Origin of the sequence: Salmonella sp. SAL04214, from assembly GCF_046550615.1 — a bacterium.
In the GTDB taxonomy this organism is placed as follows: domain Bacteria; phylum Pseudomonadota; class Gammaproteobacteria; order Enterobacterales; family Enterobacteriaceae; genus Salmonella; species Salmonella enterica.
On the sequence record NZ_JBGDXT010000012.1, the window covers coordinates 82,457 to 100,244 of the forward strand.

Annotated in this window: 15 protein-coding genes; all 15 read left to right on the forward strand. The window is 54.2% G+C overall.

The features are described 5' to 3' along the window. The first annotated feature begins 42 nt into the window (after positions 1–42). The 15 genes from ACLJQD_RS18875 to ACLJQD_RS18945 all read left to right on the forward strand — a co-directional run bounded on the left by ACLJQD_RS18875 (position 43) and on the right by ACLJQD_RS18945 (position 17,743). Positions 43–2,421 carry a DMSO/selenate family reductase complex A subunit gene (locus tag ACLJQD_RS18875; protein WP_023242737.1) on the forward strand — a complete coding sequence of 793 codons (2,379 nt, stop codon included), beginning with the start codon at positions 43–45 and terminating at the stop codon, positions 2,419–2,421. Beyond that, positions 2,418–3,047, forward strand: a complete 630-nt coding sequence (locus tag ACLJQD_RS18880; protein WP_000077436.1) for a DMSO/selenate family reductase complex B subunit — start codon at positions 2,418–2,420, stop codon at positions 3,045–3,047. Before ACLJQD_RS18875 ends, ACLJQD_RS18880 begins: the two co-directional genes overlap by 4 nt. Continuing rightward, positions 3,040–3,849, forward strand: a complete 810-nt coding sequence (locus ACLJQD_RS18885; protein WP_017442244.1) for a dimethyl sulfoxide reductase anchor subunit family protein — start codon at positions 3,040–3,042, stop codon at positions 3,847–3,849. Before ACLJQD_RS18880 ends, ACLJQD_RS18885 begins: the two co-directional genes overlap by 8 nt. Next, positions 3,849–4,712, forward strand: a complete 864-nt coding sequence (locus tag ACLJQD_RS18890; RefSeq protein ID WP_017442243.1) for a 4Fe-4S binding protein — start codon at positions 3,849–3,851, stop codon at positions 4,710–4,712. The genes ACLJQD_RS18885 and ACLJQD_RS18890 overlap by 1 nt, the downstream gene beginning before the upstream one ends. Before the next feature lie 120 nt (positions 4,713–4,832). Then, complete coding sequence (gene ndk / locus ACLJQD_RS18895) at positions 4,833–5,264, forward strand: nucleoside-diphosphate kinase (protein ID WP_000963846.1); 432 nt, start codon at positions 4,833–4,835, stop codon at positions 5,262–5,264. A 206-nt stretch (positions 5,265–5,470) separates the two neighbouring features. After that, on the forward strand, positions 5,471–6,637 hold the full coding sequence (locus tag ACLJQD_RS18900) for a bifunctional tRNA (adenosine(37)-C2)-methyltransferase TrmG/ribosomal RNA large subunit methyltransferase RlmN (RefSeq protein ID WP_000003206.1): 1,167 nt from the start codon (positions 5,471–5,473) through the stop codon (positions 6,635–6,637). 291 nt (positions 6,638–6,928) lie between these two features. Next, positions 6,929–7,933 carry a cytoskeleton protein RodZ gene (gene rodZ / locus ACLJQD_RS18905; RefSeq protein WP_017442242.1) on the forward strand — a complete coding sequence of 335 codons (1,005 nt, stop codon included), beginning with the start codon at positions 6,929–6,931 and terminating at the stop codon, positions 7,931–7,933. Positions 7,934–7,959: 26 nt separating this feature from the next. Beyond that, positions 7,960–9,078: a flavodoxin-dependent (E)-4-hydroxy-3-methylbut-2-enyl-diphosphate synthase gene (gene ispG, locus ACLJQD_RS18910; protein WP_000551804.1), complete on the forward strand. Its 1,119-nt coding sequence runs from the start codon at positions 7,960–7,962 to the stop codon at positions 9,076–9,078. 110 nt (positions 9,079–9,188) lie between these two features. Next, positions 9,189–10,463, forward strand: a complete 1,275-nt coding sequence (gene hisS, locus ACLJQD_RS18915) for a histidine--tRNA ligase (RefSeq protein ID WP_001107139.1) — start codon at positions 9,189–9,191, stop codon at positions 10,461–10,463. A 13-nt stretch (positions 10,464–10,476) separates the two neighbouring features. Then, complete coding sequence (locus ACLJQD_RS18920; protein WP_000409190.1) at positions 10,477–11,097, forward strand: YfgM family protein; 621 nt, start codon at positions 10,477–10,479, stop codon at positions 11,095–11,097. Between the two features lie 10 nt (positions 11,098–11,107). Continuing rightward, entirely contained in the window at positions 11,108–12,286 is a 1,179-nt protein-coding gene (bamB, locus tag ACLJQD_RS18925) for an outer membrane protein assembly factor BamB (RefSeq protein ID WP_001177072.1), read from the forward strand. A gap of 116 nt (positions 12,287–12,402) precedes the next feature. Beyond that, positions 12,403–13,875: a ribosome biogenesis GTPase Der gene (gene der, locus ACLJQD_RS18930; protein WP_000249411.1), complete on the forward strand. Its 1,473-nt coding sequence runs from the start codon at positions 12,403–12,405 to the stop codon at positions 13,873–13,875. An 88-nt stretch (positions 13,876–13,963) separates the two neighbouring features. After that, positions 13,964–14,185 (forward strand): zinc ribbon domain-containing protein, encoded by a 222-nt coding sequence (locus ACLJQD_RS18935; protein ID WP_000406469.1) that lies wholly within the window; start codon positions 13,964–13,966, stop codon positions 14,183–14,185. A 345-nt stretch (positions 14,186–14,530) separates the two neighbouring features. Further along, entirely contained in the window at positions 14,531–16,723 is a 2,193-nt protein-coding gene (gene sinH / locus ACLJQD_RS18940; RefSeq protein ID WP_017442241.1) for an intimin-like inverse autotransporter SinH, read from the forward strand. Between the two features lie 57 nt (positions 16,724–16,780). Next, a complete protein-coding gene (locus tag ACLJQD_RS18945; RefSeq protein ID WP_017442240.1) occupies positions 16,781–17,743 on the forward strand; it encodes a SinI family autotransporter-associated protein in 963 nt (320 codons plus the stop codon). Positions 17,744–17,788 lie beyond the last annotated feature (45 nt).

Consider the following 17,788-nt stretch of genomic DNA (forward strand, 5'->3'; position numbering starts at 1 on the left):
CTTAAAAACGTGAGAATGGGTTTTTATTTGACGAGTCGGATCATGAAAAATATAAAAAGCCAGGGAAATGGCGAACAGCCCGCTATTTCTCGCCGCCACTTTATCCAGGCCAGCTCCGCGCTTATTGCGTTACCCTTTGTCTCCTCGCCAGCTACCGCTCAGGCGCGCGCTGTGACGGCAACTGAAAACAGTCCTGCGGAAAAAGTCGTTCAGACATGCAGCACTTTTGACTGCGGGGGCAAATGCGATATTCGGGCGCATGTTAGTGACGGTATCGTGACGCGAATTTCAACGCGACCGGATAATGCGCTGGATGCGCAAATGCCGGTGATGCGTGCCTGTGTTCGTGGACGCGCATACCGTAAATTTGTTTATCATCCTGACAGACTTAAATATCCCATGAAGCGCGTAGGAAAACGCGGTGAAGGAAAGTTCGAGCGAATTTCCTGGGATGAAGCGACAACCTTAATCGCCGATAATTTAAAATCGATTACTGAAAAATATGGCCCGGCTTCGCGCTATGTTCATGTTGGTACCGCCGTTTCCGGCGGCACCTTTTCCGGCGATAAAATGGCGCGTCGCCTGTTGAATCTGACCGGCGGCTATCTCGAAAGCTACCATTCTGTGAGTATGGGCAACACGGCGGCCGCGACGCCTTATACTTACGGCATTGCCGCCAGCGGCAGTTCGCTGGATACGCTTTTGGAGACCAAACTGGTGATTCTGTGGGGCCATAACCCGACGGAGACCATTTTTGGTCATACCAACTATTTCTTGCAGAAGATGAAGCAGAACGGTACGCGGTTTATCGTGGTCGATCCGCGCTATTCCGACACCGTTTCGTCGCTGGCGGATCAGTGGATCCCGCTGCTGCCCACCACCGACAATGCGCTGATGGACGCGATGATGTACGTCATCATCAGCGAGAATCTGCACGATCGCGCATTTATTGCGCGCTACGCTATCGGTTTTGACGAAGACTCAATGCCGGAAGGCGTACCGGCTAACGAATCGCTGGTGGCATATCTGACCGGCGCCAAAGACGGTGTCGTTAAGTCTCCCGAGTGGGCGGAAAAGATCACCCATGTGCCGGCGCAAACCATACGCCAGTTAGCGCGTGATTACGCGAATACCAAACCCGCCGCGTTGATTCAGGGGTGGGGACCACAGCGCCACAACTGCGGCGAGCGCACCGCGCGCGGCTCGACTCTACTGGCGACCATTACCGGTAATGTCGGCATCAAAGGCGGTTGGGCTGCGGGTTACGGCGGCTGCGCTAACCGTAAATTTGCCGCGGGTCCGGAGATGCCGGATAACCCGGTAAAAGCCAAAATTTCGGTGATGAACTGGGTGCAGGCCGCAGACGACGCCAGCAAAGTGACGCCGGATATGGGGCTGAAAGATGCCGATAAGCTGGACAGTAACATCCGTATTCTGTTCTCGCTGGCCGGAAACTATCTGGCGAATCAGAACCCCGATCTGCACCAGGCGGTACGCGTACTGGAGGATGAATCAAAGATCCAGTTTATTGTCGCCAGCGATCTGTTTATGACGCCGAGCGCGAAATACGCTGATCTACTGCTGCCGGAAACCAGCTTTATGGAACGCTGGAACATCGGTGAAACCTGGGGTACGGCAAGCTACCTGATACTCTCTGAAAAACTGATCGAGCCTGAATTTGAGCGGCGCTCCGACTACGACTGGCTACGTGAGGTGGCGGCGAAATTAGGCATTGAGAATGAATTTAGCCAGGGGCGCGATGAGAAAGCGTGGATTGAACACATCTGGGAACAGACGCGCCTGGCGATGCCGGACGAAAATCTGCCGGATTTCGCCACGCTGCAAAAGACCCGTCAGCATCTGTTCAAGAGCGCGCCATTTATCGCCTTTGAAGACAATATTCGCGATCCGGAAAATCATCCGTTCCCGACGCCGTCAGGGAAAATAGAGATCTTCTCGAAGCGCCTGTACGACATGCAGCATCCGGAAATCCCGGCGTTGTCGCACTACGTTCCCGCGCATGAAGGCCCGGAGGATGCGCTGGTGAAAGATTTTCCGCTCCAGTTAATTACGTGGAAAGGAAAAAACCGCGCCAACTCAACGCAATACGCTAACCCGTGGCTGATTGAAGTGCAGCAGCAGACATTGTGGATCAACCCGCAGGATGCGCAAAAGCGCGGCATTACGCATGGCGACATGGTACGTATTCATAACTCACGCGGGATTTGCGAAATCCCGGCGGAAGTGACGCCGCGCATTATTCCTGGCGTTGTCGCGATGCAGGCCGGCGCCTGGTGGCAGCCGGATGAGAACGGTATTGATAAAGGCGGCTGTGCGAACGTCCTTAGCTCGGCCCGTATTACCGCGCTGGCGAAGGGAAATTCACATCAAACCATGCTGGTGGAGGTGGCTAAAGCATGAGTCAGTTTACACATTACCCGCCGGTGAGCGATAAACAACTGGGATTTTTCATCGACTCCTCACGCTGCTCCGGTTGTAAAGCCTGCCAGGTGGCCTGCAAAGACAAAAACAATCTGGAAGTAGGCCGTCGTTTCCGCCGCGTCTATGAAGTCAAGGGCGGAAGTTTCATCCCGACCGGGCAGGGCGGGGTCAGCAATAACGTATTTGCTTATACGCTTTCCATTTCCTGCAACCACTGTGCGGACCCTGTCTGCACCAAAAATTGCCCGACTACCGCTATGCATAAACGCCCGGGCGACGGCATCGTGCGCGTTGATACCGACAAATGCGTCGGCTGTGGCTATTGCGCCTGGTCCTGCCCTTACGGCGCGCCGCAGCTTAACGAGCAGACCGGCCAAATGTCCAAGTGCGACATGTGCGTTGATTTACTGGCGAAAGGTGAACCGCCCGTCTGTGTCGCGACCTGTCCGCTGGAGGCCATCAAGTTTGGTCCGATTGATGAACTGCGCGCGAAGTACGGTAGCGTATGCGACGTTAACGGGCTGCCAGATTCATCCATAACCAAACCTAATCTGGTTGTAAAAGCGCATCAGGGCGCAGAAAAAGAGGGTAAACGCCATGCATGAGTTACCGCTGCTGATTTTTACGCTCTGTTTGCAAGGGTCTGTGGGTGTGACTCTGTGGCTGGCGTTGGGCCGCCAGTACGCCGTAGAGGGACGCGTGCCTGCACGCGGCGCGCTTCCCGCGATGGCGGGGGCGTTTGTACTGGCCTGCGTAGGGCTGCTTGCTTCAGCGCTGCACATGGGCTATCCCCTGAATGCGCTAAACGCGTTACGTCATGTCGCCAGTTCGTGGCTGAGTCGCGAAATCGTCTTTGCCAGCCTTTATCTGGCGGCGCTGGGACTGGGGGTTGTGCTGCTATTTTTCCGAAAACCAGGCTGGCAGCCGCTGCTGGCGCTGGCGGCAGCGTTTGGGCTGGTGGATGTATTCTGCATGGCGCAGGTTTATATCCATGCCTCGGTGGCGACCTGGCAGCATAGCAACACGCTGGCGCTGTTCTTTGGCACGTCAGGCATTATCGGCTCGGTAGTCATTGCGCTGGCTTATCTACGCAACGCTGGCGCCGCAATGCGCTGCGCTGTGGTGGTGGTCGCACTGATGGTGCTGATTCGCCTGATCATGCAGCCGCTATGGCTGGCGGATATTAATGCGGTGGATACGACGGCCGTCACTTTCCCGCATCATCCGCTACAGGCGCTGGCGCAGTTGCGCGACGTCTATCTTCTCGGCTGGTGTGTCTCAGCGGCGGGAATGCTCTGCTTTGCCGCAGGCGGTCTGCGAAACGCCAGAGGGACGCTGGTGGCGGGTAGCGTATTGCTGCTTCTCGGTGAGATTATGCTGCGCTACGTCTTCTTTAGTATTGGCTGATGGTTAACCTGACGATCGATCCGGCGGTAGACGTGACGCAGGCCTGCGTCCGTCGTCGCTTTCGTTTTTCTTCCTGCCGCGCTTGCGCCGATGTTTGTCCGGCGCAGGCGTTTTCGCTGGCGCAGGGGCAGGTCAGCATAGATACGACGCGCTGCATAGCCTGTGGCGACTGTCTGTTTGTCTGTCCTGTTGACGCCATTACCGGTATCAAACCGGTTAAACGCTTTGTGCAGGGGGATACGTTGGTGGGGCCGTTTTCGCTACAGGCGCCAACGGTCGATGAACTGCTTCTCTGGCACAGCCAGTACGGTATTCGCTTTATTGATATTGCGGTGGAGCGATCGGCGCAGTGGCTGATGGTGCTGGCGAGGCTAAATTTAGCGCTGCGCCGCTACGGCGAGCCGGGCTGGTCTTTCAAACACGTTGTCGGCGCGGAGATTAACGCCTCGCGGCGCACTCTGTTTCATGTTCCGCGCGACGCCATTACCCCGTGCGCCGTCGAGCCGGGGAAACGGCGTCTCAGACAGGCGTTTTCCGCGTTCAGCGAATGCGTACCCGAAATCAGTCCGCAAGAGTGCAGGATGTGCGGTGCCTGCTGGCGAAGCTGCCCGGAGAACGTTATCCAGTTTGACGACAATACCCTGACGATAGCGGCGGCGCGTTGTACGGGATGCGGCGGCTGTGCGGCGGTATGTCCGCATCAGGCGCTGCGGCTGCGGTTTGACGTGGAACCCGCCTTAACGCGGCATAGTGCGGTGCATACGCTCATCTGCGAAAGCTGCAAACGTACTTTCCATGCTCTCACGCCTGAACACACGCACTGCGTGCTGTGTCAGTCCCCTGAGTTTGCTGTGCGCCTTTAACTTTTGTTGCTAATGCTCATTTTATTTTAAAAAAATGTTACCTGCATCCATAGGCAATTGATGGGATGCTCTTTATAATCCGCGCCTGACATAACAACAGAACATATTTCAGAGGTAAACATGGCTATTGAACGAACTTTTTCCATCATTAAACCCAACGCGGTGGCAAAAAACGTTATTGGCAGCATCTTTGCGCGCTTTGAAGCTGCAGGGTTCAAAATTGTTGGCACTAAAATGCTGCACCTGACCGTTGAGCAGGCGCGCGGCTTCTATGCTGAGCACGACGGCAAGCCGTTCTTTGACGGTCTGGTGGAGTTCATGACCTCTGGCCCTATCGTGGTATCCGTGCTGGAAAGCGAAAATGCGGTACAGCGTCACCGCGATCTGCTTGGCGCCACCAACCCGGCGAACGCGTTGGCGGGTACGCTGCGCGCCGACTACGCTGATAGCTTAACTGAAAACGGCACCCACGGTTCGGATTCGCTGGAATCCGCGCAGCGCGAAATCGCCTTTTTCTTCGGTGAAGGCGAAGTGTGCCCGCGCACCCGTTAATCTCCTTCGTCTTTCACGCTGTAAATGCGTTGGCGATAAATTATCGGTTCAAATATTATTTTTGCTAATGCCGCGTGCAGACGTGGCATCCTTACGCCAGAATTTGTACAATGCAGCGCCCCCGGACGAGCAGTAAGCTTACCGGGGCGTTTCTTTTTTCAACCCTCCAGGGGCCATAACGTGTAATAACGAGGCCGGAATAGCATATGTCTGAACAAATTGTCACACCTGAAAGCAGTACCCCGGTAGTTCTTAACAACGAAACAAAAATCAACCTGCTGGATCTCAACCGTCAGCAGATGCGCGAGTTTTTTAAAAACTTAGGTGAAAAGCCTTTCCGCGCCGATCAGGTGATGAAATGGATGTATCACTATTGCTGCGATAATTTTGATGAGATGACCGACATCAACAAAGTGTTGCGCGGCAAATTAAAAGAGGTCGCGGAAATCCGCGCGCCGGAGGTCGTTGAAGAGCAGCGTTCCTCAGACGGCACCATTAAGTGGGCGATTGCTGTCGGCGATCAGCGCGTTGAAACGGTCTACATCCCGGAGGATGACCGCGCTACGCTGTGTGTCTCTTCACAGGTAGGATGCGCGCTGGAGTGCAAGTTTTGTTCAACTGCGCAGCAGGGCTTTAACCGCAACCTGCGCGTATCGGAAATTATCGGTCAGGTCTGGCGTGCGGCGAAAATCGTCGGCGCGGCCAAAGTCACCGGCCAGCGTCCGATCACCAACGTGGTCATGATGGGGATGGGCGAGCCATTGCTTAACCTGACTAATGTCGTACCGGCGATGGAAATTATGCTCGATGACTTTGGTTTCGGCCTGTCCAAACGTCGTGTCACGCTCTCAACGTCCGGCGTGGTGCCTGCGCTGGATAAACTGGGCGATATGATAGATGTCGCGCTGGCTATCTCGCTCCATGCGCCGAACGACACTATTCGCGACGAAATCGTCCCGATCAACAAAAAATACAATATCGAAACGTTCCTGGGCGCGGTTCGCCGCTATCTGGAGAAATCCAACGCCAATCAGGGGCGCGTGACGATTGAATACGTGATGCTTGACCACGTCAACGACGGCACTGAACACGCGCATCAACTGGCGGAGCTATTAAAAGAGACGCCTTGCAAGATTAATCTGATTCCGTGGAACCCGTTCCCTGGCGCGCCGTATGGCCGCAGCTCTAACAGCCGTATCGATCGCTTTTCTAAGGTTTTGATGAGTTATGGTTTCACGACCATCGTACGCAAGACGCGTGGCGATGACATTGATGCGGCATGCGGACAGTTGGCTGGCGATGTGATTGACCGTACCAAACGTACCCTGCGTAAGCGTATGCAGGGAGAGGTGATTGACATCAAGGCTATTTGATAGCAGTTGCGCCACGGGGCATTCATTATACCGTGGCGCAATGTCAGTTGAATAATGTCTGGCGTTGTACTTGTCTGGTCAATAATAACGGTGCGTTTTTGTCGACTTTAAGGCAGTATGTAATGGTGCAACAAGAGTTTAGCCTTGTGTCTTAGCGGTTTTGTCATCTGCGGCCTGACAGGCTTATACTGTCTGACTAAGGTTAACTAACCTGATGTTTCGCGGTGTGGGCGGGCATTACGGCTCGTCGGCGCCTGAATCCTAATTTACACGTACCTGTAGCTGTAGCGAATGAATACTGAAGCCACGCACGACCAAAATGAAGCACAAACCACCGGCGTTCGTCTGCGCAATGCCCGTGAACAACTCGGACTCAGCCAGCAGGCTGTCGCTGAGCGACTTTGCCTGAAGGTTTCTACGGTACGCGATATTGAAGAAGATAAGGCGCCGTCCGATCTTGCTTCAACCTTCCTGCGCGGATATATCCGCTCATATGCGCGTCTGGTGCATGTTCCAGAAGAGGAACTGTTGCCGGGGCTGGAAAAGCAGGCCCCGCTGCGCGCCGCCAAAGTCGCCCCGATGCAGAGTTTCTCATTAGGAAAGCGTCGTAAAAAACGCGACGGCTGGTTAATGTCTTTTACCTGGCTGGTACTGTTTGTGGTCGTAGGGCTGACCGGCGCCTGGTGGTGGCAGAACCATAAGGCGCAGCAGGAAGAGATCACGACAATGGCCGATCAAAGCACGGCTGAACTGAACGCAGATAAGGACAGCGGCCAAAGCGTACCGCTGGACACCCGTGACGCGACAAGCCAGGATACGACGCCAGCGCAAACGGCTCCGGCGCCTGCGACGCCGGTTGATTCGACGGCGGCGACGCAAACGCCAGCGCCAACGGCGGCGGCGACGCAAAATACGGTAGTCGCGCCTTCGCAGGCGAATGTCGATACGGCTGCGACATCTGCCGCGCCAGCGGCAACGGAAACGCCGTCCGCGCTGCCGACCAGTCAGGCTGGCATAGCGGCGCCTGCTGCCGATCCGAACGCGCTGGTGATGAATTTTACCGCTGACTGCTGGCTCGAAGTCACTGACGCCACGGGTAAGAAGCTGTTTAGCGGTATGCAGCGTAAAGATGGTAATTTAAACCTAACCGGTCAGGCGCCTTATAAACTTAAAATTGGCGCGCCGGCCGCGGTGCAGATCCAGTATCAAGGAAAACCTGTCGATCTGAGCCGCTTTATCAGAACTAATCAGGTTGCGCGTCTGACCCTTAATGCCGAACCGACACCGGCGCAGTAACAGACGGGTAACGCGGGAGATTTTTCATGCATAACCAGGCTCCGATTCAACGTAGAAAATCGACACGTATTTACGTTGGGAATGTGCCGATTGGCGATGGCGCCCCCATCGCCGTCCAGTCGATGACTAACACGCGTACCACTGACGTGGAAGCGACGGTTAATCAGATCAAAGCGCTGGAGCGCGTTGGCGCAGATATTGTTCGTGTTTCTGTACCGACAATGGACGCCGCCGAAGCGTTCAAGCTTATCAAACAGCAGGTTAACGTCCCGCTGGTTGCCGATATTCACTTCGACTACCGCATTGCGCTGAAGGTGGCGGAATACGGCGTTGACTGCTTGCGTATCAACCCCGGCAATATCGGTAACGAAGAACGCATTCGCATGGTGGTGGACTGCGCGCGCGACAAAAACATCCCTATTCGTATCGGCGTAAATGCCGGATCGCTGGAAAAAGATCTGCAGGAAAAATACGGTGAGCCGACGCCGCAGGCGCTGCTGGAATCAGCCATGCGCCATGTCGATCATCTCGATCGTCTCAACTTTGATCAGTTCAAAGTGAGCGTAAAAGCGTCCGATGTATTCCTTGCCGTTGAGTCTTATCGTTTGTTGGCTAAACAGATCGATCAGCCGCTGCATCTGGGGATCACCGAAGCGGGCGGCGCGCGTAGCGGGGCGGTCAAGTCGGCGATCGGTTTAGGTCTGCTGTTATCGGAAGGCATCGGCGACACGCTGCGCGTATCGTTGGCGGCCGACCCGGTGGAAGAGATCAAAGTCGGTTTCGATATTCTGAAGTCGCTGCGCATTCGCGCGCGCGGCATCAATTTCATCGCCTGCCCGACCTGTTCTCGCCAGGAGTTCGATGTTATCGGCACGGTGAACGCGCTGGAGCAGCGTCTGGAAGATATCATCACCCCGATGGACGTCTCGATCATCGGTTGCGTGGTGAACGGGCCGGGCGAAGCGCTGGTATCGACGCTGGGCGTGACGGGCGGCAATAAGAAAAGCGGCCTGTATGAAGACGGCGTGCGTAAGGACAGACTCGATAACGACGATATGATCGCGCAGCTTGAATCCCGTATTCGCGCGAAAGCAAGTCAACTTGATGAAGCGCGTCGGATTGACGTGCTGCAGGTTGAAAAATAAGAACGTGATGGGAAGCGGCGCGCTTCCCGTGTATGATTGAACCCGCATGGCTCCCGGTTCGTTCGGGGAAGCGCTGAGGGTTCATTTTTATATTCAGAAAGAGAATAAACGTGGCAAAAAACATTCAAGCCATTCGCGGCATGAACGATTATCTGCCTGGCGAAACCGCCATCTGGCAGCGCATTGAAGGCACACTCAAAAACGTGCTCGGCAGCTACGGTTACAGTGAAATCCGCTTGCCGATTGTAGAGCAGACCCCGTTATTCAAACGTGCGATCGGTGAAGTTACTGACGTAGTTGAAAAAGAGATGTACACCTTTGAGGATCGCAACGGCGATAGCCTGACATTGCGCCCTGAAGGTACGGCGGGCTGTGTACGCGCCGGCATCGAACATGGTCTCCTGTACAATCAGGAACAGCGTTTGTGGTATATCGGCCCGATGTTCCGTCATGAGCGTCCGCAAAAAGGCCGCTACCGTCAGTTCCATCAGCTAGGCGCCGAAGTCTTCGGCTTACAAGGCCCGGATATTGACGCGGAGCTGATTATGCTGACCGCACGCTGGTGGCGCGCGCTGGGCATCGCTGACCACGTTAGCCTGGAGCTGAACTCTATTGGTTCATTAGAGGCGCGTGCGAACTATCGCGATGCGCTGGTCGCGTTCCTCGAACAGCATCAAGAGACGCTGGACGAAGACTGCAAACGCCGTATGTATACCAATCCGCTGCGCGTGCTGGATTCAAAAAATCCGGACGTGCAGGCGCTGCTCAACGACGCGCCCGCTCTCGGCGACTATCTCGATGACGATTCACGCGAGCACTTTGCCGGCCTGTGTAAATTGCTGGACGCGGCGGGAATTGCCTACACCGTCAACCAGCGTCTGGTACGCGGTCTGGATTACTACAACCGCACCGTATTTGAATGGGTAACAAACAGTCTGGGGTCACAAGGCACCGTCTGTGCGGGTGGTCGTTATGACGGTCTGGTGGAACAACTGGGCGGTCGCGCTACCCCGGCAGTGGGCTTTGCGATGGGCCTGGAACGACTTGTTTTGTTAGTTCAGGCAGTTAATCCGGAATTTATTGCCTCTCCTGTTGTCGATATATACCTGGTAGCTGCCGGCGCACAAACGCAGTCTGCGGCAATGACGCTGGCGGAGCGGCTGCGCGATGAAATGCCAGGCGTGAAGCTAATGACAAACCACGGCGGCGGCAACTTTAAGAAACAGTTTGCCCGCGCCGATAAGTGGGGCGCCCGTATTGCACTGGTTCTTGGCGAATCTGAAGTCGCCGATGGGACAGTTGTAGTGAAGGATTTGCGCTCCGGTGAGCAAACGGCAGTGGCGCAGGACAGCGTCGCCGCGCATTTGCGCACTTTATTGGGCTAAGGAGAAGGACAGCGTGGAAATTTACGAGAACGAACACGACCAGGTGGATGCGATTAAACGCTTCTTTGCCGAAAACGGCAAAGCGCTGGCTGTCGGAGTGATTTTAGGGGTTGGCGCGCTGGTTGGCTGGCGTTACTGGAGCAGCCATCAGACGGAGTCCGCGCGTGCTGCTTCTCTGGCGTATCAAAATGCGGTAACGGCGGTAAGCGCCGATAAGCCGGATAGCATTCCCGCCGCTGAAAAATTCGCGGCTGAGAATAAAAATACCTATGGTGCGCTGGCGTCTATGGAACTGGCGCAGCAGTTTGTGGATAAGAATGAACTTAAAAAAGCCGAAGCCCAGTTGCAGCAGGGGTTGGCGGCCACCAGCGATGAAAATCTCAAAGCGGTGATTAATCTGCGTCTCGCTCGCGTTCAGTTACAGCTCAAGCAAGCTGACGCCGCGCTGAAAACTCTGGATGCCGTTAAAGGCGAAGGATGGACGGCCATTGTCGCTGATTTGCGCGGCGAAGCGTTGCTGAGTAAGGGTGATAAAAAAGGCGCGCGCAGCGCATGGGAAGCGGGCGTCAATAGCGATGCTTCTCCGGCGTTGAGCGAAATGATGCAGATGAAAATCAATAATTTGTCCATCTGAGAGGGACCCGATGCAATTGCGTAAATTACTTCTGCCAGGGTTGCTTTCCGTTACCCTGCTCAGCGGCTGTTCACTGTTTAGCGGCGAAGAAGATGTCGTCAAGATGTCTCCATTACCACAAGTTGAAAACCAGTTTACCCCGACCACTGTCTGGAGCACCTCTGTCGGTAACGGAATTGGCGAATTTTATTCTAACCTTCATCCGGTAATGGCAGATAACGTGGTCTATGCAGCCGATCGCGCGGGCGTGGTAAAAGCGCTCAATGCGGATGATGGCAAAGAGATCTGGTCTGTGAATCTGGGCGAAAAAGACGGCTGGTTCTCTCGTTCGTCCGCGCTGTTGTCCGGCGGCGTCACGGTCGCGGGCGGTCACGTCTATATCGGCAGTGAAAAGGCCGAGGTTTATGCGCTAAATACCAGCGACGGCACTACAGCATGGCAGACGAAGGTCGCAGGCGAAGCGTTGTCTCGCCCGGTTGTCAGTGATGGAATCGTCCTTATCCATACCAGCAACGGTCAGTTGCAGGCGCTAAATCAGGCGGATGGCGCCATTAAATGGACGGTGAACCTGGATATGCCTTCGTTGTCGCTGCGCGGCGAATCTGCGCCGGCAACCGCGTTCGGCGCGGCTATCGTTGGTGGTGATAATGGCCGCGTCAGCGCCGTGTTGATGCAACAAGGCCAGATGATTTGGCAACAGCGTATCTCCCAGGCCACTGGCCCAACGGAAATTGACCGCCTGAGCGACGTTGATACCACGCCGGTTGTGGTAAACGGCGTCGTTTACGCGTTGGCGTATAATGGTAACTTAACGGCGCTGGATCTGCGCAGTGGTCAGATTATGTGGAAACGCGAGCTGGGTTCGGTCAATGACTTTATCGTCGACGGCGACCGTATCTACCTGGTCGATCAGAACGATCGCGTGCTGGCGCTGACCACTGACGGCGGCGTAACGCTGTGGACGCAAAGCGATCTGCTGCACCGTTTGCTGACCTCCCCGGTGCTGTATAATGGTGATTTAGTCGTCGGCGATAGCGAAGGTTATCTGCACTGGATTAATGTTGATGACGGGCGTTTCGTGGCCCAACAAAAAGTAGACAGTTCCGGTTTTCTGACCGAACCGACGGTGGCGGATGGTAAACTGCTCATCCAGGCCAAAGACGGTACGGTCTACGCGATTACGCGTTAATCGTCACGGTTGTGCGTTTTAAAAAACGGCTCCTGGTGTAGGGGCCGTTTTCCTGTTTTTAACAATGGCGCAAAATGCGCGCGTTGTCTGATGATTTTTTTAATGAGGCTTTAAACATGGTACCTGTGGTCGCGCTTGTCGGGCGCCCTAACGTCGGAAAATCCACGCTATTTAACCGTCTGACCCGCACCCGAGATGCGCTGGTTGCGGATTTCCCGGGTCTGACTCGTGACCGTAAGTACGGTCGTGCGGAAGTTGAAGGCCGCGAGTTTATCTGTATCGACACCGGCGGTATTGACGGCACCGAAGACGGCGTCGAAACGCGGATGGCGGAACAGTCGCTGCTGGCGATTGAAGAAGCGGATGTAGTGTTATTCATGGTTGATGCGCGCGCTGGCCTGATGCCGGCGGATGAAGCGATTGCCAAACATCTGCGTTCCCGTGAAAAACCGACCTTCCTGGTGGCGAATAAAACGGATGGTCTCGATCCCGATCAGGCGGTTGTCGATTTTTACTCGCTGGGGTTAGGCGAAATTTACCCTATCGCCGCCTCACATGGTCGCGGCGTATTGAGCCTGCTGGAACATGTGCTTCTGCCGTGGATGGATGATGTCGCGCCGCAGGAAGAGGTGGATGAAGACGCGGAATACTGGGCGCAGTTCGAGGCGGAACAAAATGGCGAAGAAGCGCCGGAAGATGATTTTGACCCGCAAAGCCTGCCGATCAAGCTGGCGATTGTCGGTCGCCCGAACGTAGGTAAGTCCACACTCACTAACCGTATTCTCGGTGAAGAGCGCGTGGTGGTATACGACATGCCGGGCACCACTCGCGACAGCATTTATATCCCGATGGAACGCGACGAACGGGAATATGTGCTGATTGACACGGCGGGGGTGCGTAAGCGCGGAAAAATCACCGATGCGGTAGAAAAGTTCTCGGTGATTAAAACGTTGCAGGCGATTGAAGACGCTAACGTCGTACTGTTGGTCATCGATGCGCGCGAGGGGATCTCCGACCAGGACTTGTCTCTGCTGGGCTTTATCCTCAATAGTGGGCGCTCACTCGTTATCGTAGTCAACAAATGGGATGGCCTGAGCCAGGAAGTCAAAGAGCAGGTGAAAGAGACGCTGGATTTCCGTCTGGGCTTTATTGATTTTGCCCGCGTTCATTTTATCTCTGCGCTACACGGCAGCGGCGTCGGCAACCTGTTTGAGTCCGTACGCGAGGCTTACGACAGCTCCACTCGCCGGGTGAGCACTGCGATGCTGACCCGTATCATGACGATGGCGGTGGAAGATCATCAGCCGCCGCTGGTGCGCGGTCGCCGTGTGAAACTGAAATATGCCCACGCTGGCGGCTATAACCCGCCGATTGTGGTTATTCACGGCAACCAGGTAAAAGATCTGCCAGACTCCTATAAGCGCTATCTGATGAACTACTTCCGCAAGTCGTTGGAAGTGATGGGGACGCCGATTCGCATTCAGTTTAAAGAAGGGGAGAACCCGTATGCGAACAAGCGTAACACACTGACGCCAACGCAAATGCGCAAACGTAAGCGTCTGATGAAACATATCAAGAAAAGCAAGTAATGCTTTTTCAGTAATATTCCAGGCCTGACAAGCGCTGCGCTATCAGGCCTTTCAAGTAAAAGTGAGTCACGCGCCTGAGGAGAATGTTATGGAAATAACCTGCCCCGTTTGCCATCACGCGCTGGAGCGCAATGGCGATACAGCGCATTGCGAGACATGCGCTAAAGATTTCTCGTTACAGGCAATGTGTCCTGACTGCCGCCAGCCGTTACAGGTTTTGAAAGCCTGCGGCGCAGTGGACTATTTTTGCCAGAACGGTCATGGTTTAATTTCAAAAAAACGGGTTAACTTCGTCATTTCCGATCAATAAAACCGCTGTCGACGTTGCGCCGCAGAGCAGAGGCGGCGACGTCTTATCCGGCTAAGGGCAAAAGCGTTATTCGATACTCCCGTAATATCAGCATAGTATCCTGCCCGGCGGTTATTTTATTCTTTTTATTGATTCAACTATTTATAGGGAATATTATTCCCGAAAATTAATATTAGAAATAAATAACAGCTTTCTTTTTATTTATTATATCAATATTATAAATCTGTTTCATATTAAACTTTTCTTTTTAGGAATATATTTAGGCCTGTTAGTTATGATTCCATCTGAATCATCCATATAATATCTTTTCATAGAGGCGTTTTTATTTAACGACAGGGATATCATATGGTGCGAAGGATTCGCATTCTGGTTTTGCTATTAGTGTCTGGAGTCTCAGTTGCGGCTTCCGGCGCAGATAACTCTGCATCTGCAAATGATGAAAGCCACTCCTCCCTGCCTGATTTAGCCAGCGAATCCGCGAAAAAAGAAGAACAGGAAAATAAAGGAAAGTCCTTTAAAGAACAGGGCGCTGACTACTTTATTAATTCCGCCACCCAGGGCTTTGATAATCTCACCCCGGAAGCGCTGGAATCCCAGGCGCGTAGCTATTTGCAAAACCAAATCACTTCCTCAGCACAGTCATATCTTGAAGGTGTAATGTCACCTTATGGCAAGATCCGTACCAGCCTGTCCGTGGGCGAAGGCGGCGATCTGGACGGCAGTTCGCTGGATTATTTTATTTCCTGGTATGACAACCAGAGCACGCTTTTCTTTAGCCAGATTTCGGCTCAGCGTAAGGAAGACCGCACCATTGGTAACTTTGGGCTTGGCGTTCGCCAGAACGTCGGCAACTGGCTGCTTGGCGGCAACGCATTCTATGACTACGATTTTACGCGCGGTCACCGTCGATTAGGTCTGGGAACTGAAGCCTGGACGGATTGCCTGAAATTCTCCGGCAACTATTACCATCCTCTTTCTGACTGGAAAGACTCCGAAGATTTCGACTTTTATGAAGAACGACCCGCGCGCGGCTGGGATATCCGCATGGAAAGCTGGCTGCCGTTTTATCCGCAGCTTGGCGCTAAATTAGTTTACGAACAGTACTACGGCGATGAAGTAGCGCTGTTTGGCACCGATAATCTGCAAAAAGATCCTCATGCCGTCACTTTGGGGCTGGAATATACGCCGGTACCGCTGGTCACGGTTGGTACGGATTACAAAGCCGGTACTGGCGATAGTAACGACTTTAGCGTTAACGCGACCGTGAACTACCAGATAGGCACGCCGCTGGCGGCGCAACTCGATCCGGAAAACGTTAAAATTCAGCACTCCTTAATGGGCAGCCGCACCGATTTTGTCGATCGCAACAATTTCATCATTCTCGAATATCGCGAGAAAGATCCGCTGGACGTCACGTTGTGGCTGAAGGCTGACGCCACCAACGAACACCCGGAATGCGTGATTGAAGATACGCCTGAGGCCGCGGTGGGGCTGGAGAAATGTAAGTGGACGGTCAACGCGCTGATTAACCACCATTACAAAATTATTTCTGCTTCCTGGCAGGCGAAAAACAACGCCGCCCGTACGCTGGTGATGCCGGTAGTAAAAGCGAATGCGTTAACCGAAGGCAACAATAACAGCTGGAATCTGGTACTTCCTGCCTGGGTTAACGCCGATACCGAAGAGCAGCGCACCGCCCTGAACACCTGGAAAGTACGCATGACGCTGGAAGACGAAAAGGGCAATAAGCAGAACTCTGGCGTGGTGGAAATCACCGTCCAGCAGGATCGCAAAATTGAGCTGATCGTCGACAACATTGCCGATACCGATCGCAGCGATCACAGCCATGAAGCCAGCGCGCTGGCCGATGGCGAAGACGGCGTGGTGATGGATCTCCTGATCACCGATTCCTTTGGCGACTCCACGGATCGCAATGGTAACGAACTGGTGGACGATGCCATGACGCCTGAGTTGTACGACAGCAATGATAAAAAAGTCACCCTGGCCCAGACGCCCTGCACCACGGAAACCCCCTGCGTGTTTATTGCCAGCCGTGATAAAGAAGCGGGGACGGTGACGCTTTCCAGCACCCTGCCGGGCACTTTCCGCTGGAAGGCGAAAGCAGACGCCTATGGCGACAGTAACTACGTTGATGTCACTTTTATCGGCGACAACCTGAGCGCGCTGAATGCGGTGATTTATCAGGTCAAAGCCGCCAACCCTGTCAACCTTATCGGCAAAGAAGATAAGCACCCTACGGTCAATAATGCTTACCGTTTCCTGCTGTGGCGCGACAAGAATAAAGACAATGTTTTTCAGATGTCCGAGCAGCTCACGGAAGAAGAGATGGCGCTGTACGACTACCAGTGGGAGTTTACCGGGCAGAGTACAAACGGACATACCGGCGCGTTGGCCAACACCATGAATGAAGATCTTGTCCTGCCAGTAACCAATAAAGAGGCGGCGCAGAAGTTTGCCGCCAATGAGGAAGATGGCGTTCAGGGTTACGGCATACGCGTTACGTATAGCCAGAAATAGCGTCAGCGTTATGGCTGACCAGCCAGCCGCTGAATTTGGAGAAAAAGGAGAGTCTGAATGCAAGCAACAGTAAAACGGCGGCTGACGAAGGTCGCTTTAGCATTAGTGGTTGCCGGATATTGCGCCGCGCCAGCGGTGGCGGCAAACGGTAATCTGAAATCGGGGCAGTGGCAGATTGTCTCTAAACAGACGGGCACCATTCAGGGCACGGTGCCGTGGATTACCCGCGCGGCGGATAAAACTGCGGATACCGACAAAGATCACGTAACGGTAACTATCGATCGCGGCGATCGTACCGTTGTGACCGAAGGCGATAAGCAGTTTCACGTTGGCGATAAGGTCACGGTGAACTGGGCGATTGGCGATACGGAAGGCGACCTTGACGCCAACAACGCCGCCACGAAACAGACGGTGCAGTGGATGAGATACAGCGACCAGAATGGTAGCAATCCCGAAGAGATTGGCACCAAAGGTAGCGATACCTATGAAATTCAGGCGAGTGACGCAGACCATTATATCGGTATCAAAATCACGCCAACCACCACCACCGGTGACCCTGCCGTGGCAACCGAACTGCTGTTGAAAGACCTGTCGACCGATGCGGGTGGTGGTTCGGATGATGACGAAATTCCGGAAGGTCCGGTGGTCGATGAAAACGTCCATGTGGTTATCTATGAGTCTGGCTCAACCACCAACCTGTTGGGTACCTCTACTCCGCTCAAAACCGACACCACCTATAAAGTGCTGCTGTGGAGCGATAAGAACAGCAACGGTACCTATGATACCGGTGAAGACGTTACCAGCCAGTATGACTACCGCTGGAAATTCGTCGGCACCAGTAAAATTGCAGGTACCGGTACCGGCGGTATCGTCAACGAAAGCTGGAACGATAAAGACCTTGTCATCCCTGTCACCAACGCCGAAGCGAAAACGGCGTTCGAGGGTGCGGAAGGCGGCGTTACCGTGGGTACCGACGGTGTCCAGGGCTTTGCTTTGTCCATCGACTACAAACGCAAATAAGTTGTCCTCAACATACCACTCCCCGCGGGGAGTGGTATTTTCCGC